Consider the following 6,916-nt stretch of genomic DNA (forward strand, 5'->3'; position numbering starts at 1 on the left):
ATCGTCGGGCCATGATCGGTGGCGATGACCGGAAGCCGCGATCACCGACTCGTCGCGTTGTTCCTCGAAATGCTGGCGGCCGAAGCGGGCGCTGCGACGAACACGCTATCGGCCTATCGCAGCGATCTGATGCTGGCCTCCGCGACGCTCGGCGGGCGATTGACGGATGCGGACTCATCGACGCTTGCCGCGCTCGGCGAGGATTGGCGCGCGCTCGCGCGGTCGACCGTCGCGCGGAAATCCGCGGCGCTCCGGCGTTTCTTCGCGTTCCTGGCGGACGAAGGTCACCGTGCGGACGATCCCGGTGCCGCACTGCCCCGGCCGGGTACGGCGCGCGCCTTGCCGAAGGTGCTGGGGCATGCCGATGTCGACCGCCTGTTCGCGACGATCGAGGCACGGCTGGCGGTCGCGCACCCCCGACCCGGCGATCTGCGGCTGTCCGCGCTGATCGAGCTGCTCTACGGCTCGGGTCTGCGCGCGACCGAACTCGTCAGCCTGCCGCGGTCCGCGGTCCATCCCGAGCAGCCATACATGATCGTGAAGGGGAAAGGCGAGCGCGAGCGGCTCGTACCGATTTCCGATCGGGCCCGCGCCGCGGTGATCGCGTGGCGCGGGCATGTGGCTACCGACCGCGCATGGCTGTTTCCGTCGGGCAAGCGGCATCTGTCGCGCATCCGTCTCTACCAGATCGTCCGCGCGCTGGCGGTGGAGGCGGGGATACCCGTCGACCGGGTCAGCCCGCATGTCCTGCGTCACGCCTTCGCCACCCACCTGCTGGCGGGGGGGGCGGACCTGCGCGCGCTGCAGACGATGCTCGGCCATGCCGACATCGCGACGACGGAGATCTACACGCATGTCGACGCCAGTCGGCTGGTCGAACTGGTCAACACCCGACACCCGCTCGTTGAATTAGCGCCCCGTCGCGGGTAGCGAGGCGCGATGCCCAGCTTTTTAGACTTCGAGAGACCGATCGCCGAGCTGCAGGGCCGGATCGACGAACTGCGTGACACCGCTGCCGACGGGTCGGTGGATATCGACGCCGAGATCGGGCGGCTGCAAGCCAAGTCCGACAAGCTGCTGAAGGATACCTTCGCCCGGCTGACGCCTTGGCAGAAGACGCAGGTCGCGCGGCATCCCGAGCGGCCGCATTTCAAGGATTACGTCGCCGGGCTGTTCGCGGAATTCGTGCCGCTGGCCGGCGACCGCGCCTTTGCCGACGATCAGGCGATCATCGGCGGCTTCGCGACGTTTCGCGGGCGCAAGGTCATGGTCATCGGGCACGAGAAGGGCGACGACACCGCGAGCCGCCTTCGCCACAATTTCGGGATGGGCAAGCCGGAGGGCTATCGCAAGGCGATCCGTCTCGTCGAACTCGCGGACCGGTTCGGCTTGCCGGTTATCACGCTGGTCGACACCTCGGGTGCGTTCCCCGGTATCCAGGCGGAGGAGCGCGGCCAGGCCGAGGCGATCGCCCGGTCGACCGAGGCGTGCCTGAACGCGGGCGTTCCCGTCGTCGCCGCGATCGTCGGCGAGGGCGGATCGGGTGGCGCGGTCGCGCTGGCGGCGGGCAATCACGTCCTGATGTTCGAACATGCGGTCTATTCCGTCATCAGCCCGGAAGGATGCGCCTCGATCCTGTGGCGAACGGCCGACAAGGCACCCGATGCGGCCGAGGCGATGCGGGTGACGGCGCAGGATTTGAAGATGTTCGGCATCATCGATACGATCGTGCCCGAACCGGTCGGCGGCGCGCACCGCGATCCCGCGGCGGCGATCGCGGCATTGGGCGACGCGCTGGCGGCGACGCTCCATATTTTGACGAGCGAGGACCCCGCGCGGTTGCGGCAGGGGCGGCGCGAGAAGTTCCTCGCGATGGGTCGGCTTTGACGCACAATCGAAAAGGGCGGCAGGACCATGTCCCGCCGCCCGATCGCTTCAGTCTCGTCTTCCAGAAGGCTTAGGTAGCCTTCATGTTCGACGTGACGTTGCTGAAGGTCGTCTTGAGTTGGTTGCCCAAGCCCTGCATCGCGGCAATCGCGGCCACGGCGATGAGTGCGGCGATCAGGCCGTACTCGATGGCGGTCGCGCCCTTCTTGTTACGAAAAATCTTGCGGATCATCTGCATACCGGTCTCCATTGCTATCACTTCAATTACCCGGCTGAACCGGTAGACCGGAGCAGCACGACGATCTTTAGGAGAATGGCCGTTTAAAAAGACTTAAGCCTGGAACCTTTTTCGAAGCGGCTGAACGCGTCAGTGCGCTGCCGCGACGTTCGCGCTGATGTTGTTCCACAGCCCGGACGTCGCGTCCGCGAGGCCAATCAACGCGGCCATCATCGTCATGACGACCAGCGCCGCGATCAGCCCGTATTCGATCGCGGTCCCGCCGCGGCGATCGAGCGCGATACGCGCGACCACCCTAGCAATCCTTAGGGCGGAGATGCGGGGCGGTCTCATGACAGGTTAGATAGATGAAGAGGTTTTAACGAATGGCGAACACGATGTTGGAACGCTCCGCACCGCCGTTGATCGTCGCGGCCGCCGCGCTGATCGATCGCGATGGACGTGTCCTGGTTCAACGCCGGCCCGCCGACACGGCGCATGGCGGGTTGTGGGAATTTCCCGGCGGCAAGCTGGAGCCGGGCGAAACGCCCGAAGCGGCGCTGATCCGCGAATTGGAGGAGGAATTGTCGATCGCGGTTCCGTGCGGCTGTCTGAGCCCTGCCGCCTTTGCCAGCGCGCCGCTGCCCGACCGGCATCTGTTGTTGCTACTGTTCGTCGCCCGCAAATGGACCGGCGTCCCGCGCGCGCTCGCGGCCAGCGACCTGCGCTGGGTGCGCCCGGCCGACCTCCACGCGCTCGACATGCCGCCAGCCGACAAGCCGCTGATCGCGATGTTCGAGGCCATGCTCTGATCGCGGTGCTCCGATCGGCAATGACCGTGCGCATCAAAAAGGTTCGACGTAACCCACTGTCGTAGAACGGAATTGTAAAAGTCTGGATTGAGTAATTTGCGCCCGGATACTCAAATCGACCAATTTTGCATTATTTCTACTCAGCTCGGTAACGGGCGGTCGTGGGGTCCCTCCAACTTGAAAGCTGTGCGGACATTACGGCGCTCGGTCGCCCGCCAGCCTCATCGGTGAAAGCAGCTAATTGACCTGAAAAATCTTTCTGATCCGTTTTCAGCGATCTGCCCGGCGCAGATTCGCAGGCCGAGGATTTAACGTCGCTGCGTGGCTCGTTCAGCGTTGCGGCCGACGCCGGGGAGGTAGTCTTCAACGAAATCGCGTCGCCACATCTTCCCGATTTCGGGCGCGTTTATCTCGGTCATCCAGCGCGGTACCGTGGAGGGCTTCTTCGCCAAGCTGACCCGCCGCCGCCTGAAGAACGGCGTCTTCCACTCCGTCGTCGACCTGCAGGCCGCCATCAACCGCTTCATCAAAGAGCATAACTAGCAGCCTAGGCCCGTCGTCTGGCGAGCCGATCCCGACGAGCTCATTGCCGCAGTCAGACGCGGGCACCAAACGTTGGAGTCAATCCACTAGGCCGTAAGCGGGCGGTGCAAAAGTGGGGGTCAGCAATGGCGACGGTTATACCTGAAGCAGTCAATCGGTATGTCGCTGCGAAGGGTTACTTCCAAGCATCGCAGATGATTGTGTCCAGTCCGTTGCGAGACAACGAGGCAAAGATCGTCATGACGGTGCTACCGATCAACATGCTGATCGGCTTCGCCCTAGAGCTTTATTTCAAAGCTTGGCTACTCGACGCCTGCCGCGCAGGCTCCGCGGGTAACTGCGCCCCGAGTATTTCCCCGAAGGGTCTTCTATTTCACGGGCGAACCGGTAACCCGCGGAGCATCCGCGCGCGCGGGCTGGACCCTACGGCTAAGTCGGGAGCAGCGCCGACCTATTGCCAGATCGGGCGTGTGACGTCGAGCGTCAGGCCGGCGACAGCGGCGCGTCCGGGTCGGCTTCCCACGTCAGCTTGTGCGCGCGCCAACCGCGGGACTTGTCCCACGCGTAGTGCGGCCCCCAGCTGATCGTCGACCCAACGGGCGGGTCATCGCCCTCTGGAATGAAGAACAACGTACGAGCACCGCCCGGAAGGTCGACGATGACCTTCCGGGCGGGCTTGTTATTGTCCGGCTCTGTCGCCGATCACGACGGAAACGGTGCCGGTGCCGCTCATCCGACGAGCGCGGGGACAGGCGCGGCTGGCACGAGGTCGGCAAGCTTGGTTTCGATTGTCGGTAGGACTAGCGTCGCAACTGCCGTCAGAACCGGGCTGAGGTGCAGCGCGGCAAGCAGGGATACTGCGTCCGCCTCGATGGTCGGTAGGCTGTTCCGGTAGGCAGTCTGCGCCAAGTCGAGCGTGACGGTCTCGAGCAATGCCTCGTCCCCCTTGAACCCTTGTGCCTTGGCTGTAGCGACAAGGGCCTTCGCAATGTAGAACACCTTCTCGGGACCCGACAGCCCGGTAGTATCGACTTTCAGGGCCTCGGCGAGCTGCGTCGCGGCCTCGCCGAACAGGTTGGCGAACGTTTGTTGGATTTCATGAACCGCGTCGACGGCCGTTACGCTGGTGCCGGGGATCAAAATGCCGGCAATGAAGCCGAGCGCGTGCTTGAGGGTGCTTCCAACTGACATGGGGTGTTCTTCGTCTGGCGCACGTCGCCGACCGTCGCGTGCGGCTGGATAAATCCGGTGGTGGTCGGGGAATTGGAAAGCGGCGCGCGATGGGTTATGCCCAGACAATGAGCCTCCACAGCCTATTCCTTGCGCCTGGCCGGTGGTTGAGCCGGTACCAGACCGCTCAACGGGCGCTCGAGGACCGAAGGCTGCGGAACGGCTTGTGCCGATCTTGCGGCGAAGGGTTCCCTATTACCTACGATAGCAAGTGCGCCGATTGCGATGCTTGCAACAAGGCATGGTAGCTCAATGCACAGCGACTTGAGTAAAAAGAAAGAGTTTGATGCCCTTCACGGCTTGCGAGGCGTGGCCGCACTTATAGTTGTCTTGTATCATTATCAACAGAGCAGACCAGGAACGTCGGTCGTTTTTAGCTCTGGGTATCTTGCAGTCGACCTTTTCTTCGTACTCAGCGGGTTTGTGATTGGTTACGTCTACGAGCATCGCCTAGAGACAACACTAAGCCTTTTGCGATTTGTTGAGATTAGACTTATCCGTCTCTATCCCTTGTACTTTCTGGGATGCCTAATCACGTTATCTGGCGTTGCAATTCACATCGCGCGCACACACGAACTCTGGGTAATGAAAGCATATTTGCGGGCGCTCTTACCAGCAATAGTCATTTTGCCAAAAATTGATGAAACATCCGGCCGATGGTTTGTGCTCAACCCACCCGCGTGGTCGCTATTTTATGAACTGGTATTCAACTTTCTGTACGCTAGATTTTTACCGGTATTAACTAGCCGTCGCGTCGCCGTTGGTGTCTTTTCTTCTCTTATAGTGCTTTTAGGGTACAGCTGGTATTTTGGCGCATTAGACCAAGGTTCTTCGTCTTGGGTCCTCGGTCCCTTCCGGGCAACATATGGCTTAGGTCTAGGCGTTTTGCTTTTCCGAGCCTGGGAACGGCGAGTCCTGATCACAATTAAGCTGCCCCTCGTTATACCTCCGTTGATCTTTTTGATCATCGGCACTTTCCCATCAAATGGGGCAGTCGCTGCTCCGCTAATAACGTTGAGCCTAGTATGCTTAATCCCTCTCACCACTGTAACAGCTATCAAACAGGAAACCCTTTCTGGTCCGATCAGGTCTGCTATGTTATTTCTAGGAAATTTGTCCTATCCTATTTACGCATTGCATTGGCCCATCATGGAAATATGCCGCGGGTTGTTGTGGCATCGGATAGACGACGTTAGAATTGTTGACGTCATCACATTTTTCGCAACGATGTTAGCGTCATGGCTCGCGGTTAAGCTCTACGACCGACCGGTTCGGAACTGGATAAGTAAGCAACTGAAAATTAGACGAAGCCTCGTAGCAGTCGCACCGGCCCTATAATCGACGCTCACAGCTTTGCTGCAGCCAGGGGGCAACTTTTCAAGTCTGGATGCCTCCGCCCTCGCGGCAACCACCGTCTACACGAGATCATGGCCGCGATGCACTGATTTTCGACGCTCGCCATGTTCGCAGTTGCCAGCAGGGGCCGATCAGCACGGCGAGAATGCGGCGGATTACGCGGCCATCGCTCTGCCGAAGATGCCTGACGGCAGGAGGCGGCAGATGCGTCAGCGGGATTGTTCGGGCTATCGGATCAGCTGAAGCGACTATCGGATTGCGGCGACCCGCTGGAGACGATGGGCCGCGTGGTCGACTTCGAGATATTTCGTCCTGCGTTGGAGAAGGCGCTGGCGTACGGCGACGGGGGAAGGGCGGTCGACCGCCTGACGATCCGGTGGCAATGTTCAAGAGCCTGCCCCGGCGAAGGCCGGGGTGCTGATCCTGGCGGCACAGAACACCGTCAGCGACGCCCGCATGGAGTTTCTCATCCGCGACCGGCTGAGTTGGCTGCGTTTCCCGGGCATCGATCTAGGCGCGGTCACGCCCGATGAGAACACGATCCGGCTGTTCCGCAAGAAGCTGACGCGCGACGGCGCACTCGACGCGCTGTTCACCGCGTTCGACCGGCAGCTGCGGGACCGCGGCTATCTACCGATGGGCGGACAGATCGTGGATGCGACGCTGGTGCCCGCCCCCAAGCAGCGCAACACTACGGCCGAGAAGGAGGCGATCAAGGCGGGCAAGAGCGCCACAAAACTGTTCATCCGCACCATCGGCATCGCACGCGCCGAAGCAAAGATCACATTCGCCAATCGTATCCCTGCGGTGGGAGCCGCCTTGTCGGGCGGGCGTGATCGGCTGACGTAGCACTGGTGCAAGCGACGGTGTT

General features: G+C 61.7%; 8 protein-coding genes and 1 pseudogene. 6 read left to right on the plus strand and 3 right to left on the minus strand.

The features are described from left to right. Positions 1–24 precede the first annotated feature (24 nt). Positions 25–930 (plus strand): tyrosine-type recombinase/integrase, encoded by a 906-nt coding sequence (locus tag HUU99_RS10460; protein WP_174286521.1) that lies wholly within the window; start codon positions 25–27, stop codon positions 928–930. Positions 931–939: 9 nt separating this feature from the next. After that, positions 940–1,887 (plus strand): acetyl-CoA carboxylase carboxyltransferase subunit alpha, encoded by a 948-nt coding sequence (locus tag HUU99_RS10465; RefSeq protein WP_174286522.1) that lies wholly within the window; start codon positions 940–942, stop codon positions 1,885–1,887. 70 nt (positions 1,888–1,957) lie between these two features. On the opposite strand, the gene HUU99_RS10470 is transcribed toward HUU99_RS10465, so the two are convergent. Then, the gene (locus HUU99_RS10470; protein ID WP_174286523.1) at positions 1,958–2,125 is read right to left on the minus strand and encodes a Flp family type IVb pilin; all 168 of its coding nucleotides are present in this window, start codon (positions 2,123–2,125) and stop codon (positions 1,958–1,960) included. Between the two features lie 129 nt (positions 2,126–2,254). Further along, a complete protein-coding gene (locus tag HUU99_RS10475; protein WP_375380108.1) occupies positions 2,255–2,419 on the minus strand; it encodes a Flp family type IVb pilin in 165 nt (54 codons plus the stop codon). Between the two features lie 83 nt (positions 2,420–2,502). Between HUU99_RS10475 and HUU99_RS10480 the strand changes: the two genes are divergently transcribed. Together HUU99_RS10480 and HUU99_RS10485 are read left to right on the plus strand one after the other, a co-directional pair. Then, positions 2,503–2,916 carry a (deoxy)nucleoside triphosphate pyrophosphohydrolase gene (locus tag HUU99_RS10480; RefSeq protein ID WP_174286525.1) on the plus strand — a complete coding sequence of 138 codons (414 nt, stop codon included), beginning with the start codon at positions 2,503–2,505 and terminating at the stop codon, positions 2,914–2,916. A 429-nt stretch (positions 2,917–3,345) separates the two neighbouring features. After that, positions 3,346–3,549: pseudogene (locus HUU99_RS10485) on the plus strand (IS630 family transposase); the annotation flags it as partial. 639 nt (positions 3,550–4,188) lie between these two features. On the opposite strand, the gene HUU99_RS10490 reads toward HUU99_RS10485, so the two are convergent. Further along, positions 4,189–4,650 carry a hypothetical protein gene (locus HUU99_RS10490; RefSeq protein ID WP_174286526.1) on the minus strand — a complete coding sequence of 154 codons (462 nt, stop codon included), beginning with the start codon at positions 4,648–4,650 and terminating at the stop codon, positions 4,189–4,191. 291 nt (positions 4,651–4,941) lie between these two features. Between HUU99_RS10490 and HUU99_RS15820 the strand changes: the two genes are divergently transcribed. Continuing rightward, positions 4,942–6,027, plus strand: a complete 1,086-nt coding sequence (locus HUU99_RS15820) for an acyltransferase family protein (protein ID WP_174286527.1) — start codon at positions 4,942–4,944, stop codon at positions 6,025–6,027. 432 nt (positions 6,028–6,459) lie between these two features. Further along, entirely contained in the window at positions 6,460–6,894 is a 435-nt protein-coding gene (locus tag HUU99_RS15390) for a transposase (RefSeq protein ID WP_217430814.1), read from the plus strand. The last annotated feature ends 22 nt before the right edge of the window (positions 6,895–6,916 follow it).

The organism is Sphingomonas bacterium (genome assembly GCF_903642285.1).
Taxonomy (GTDB): Bacteria; Pseudomonadota; Alphaproteobacteria; order Sphingomonadales; family Sphingomonadaceae; genus Sphingomonas.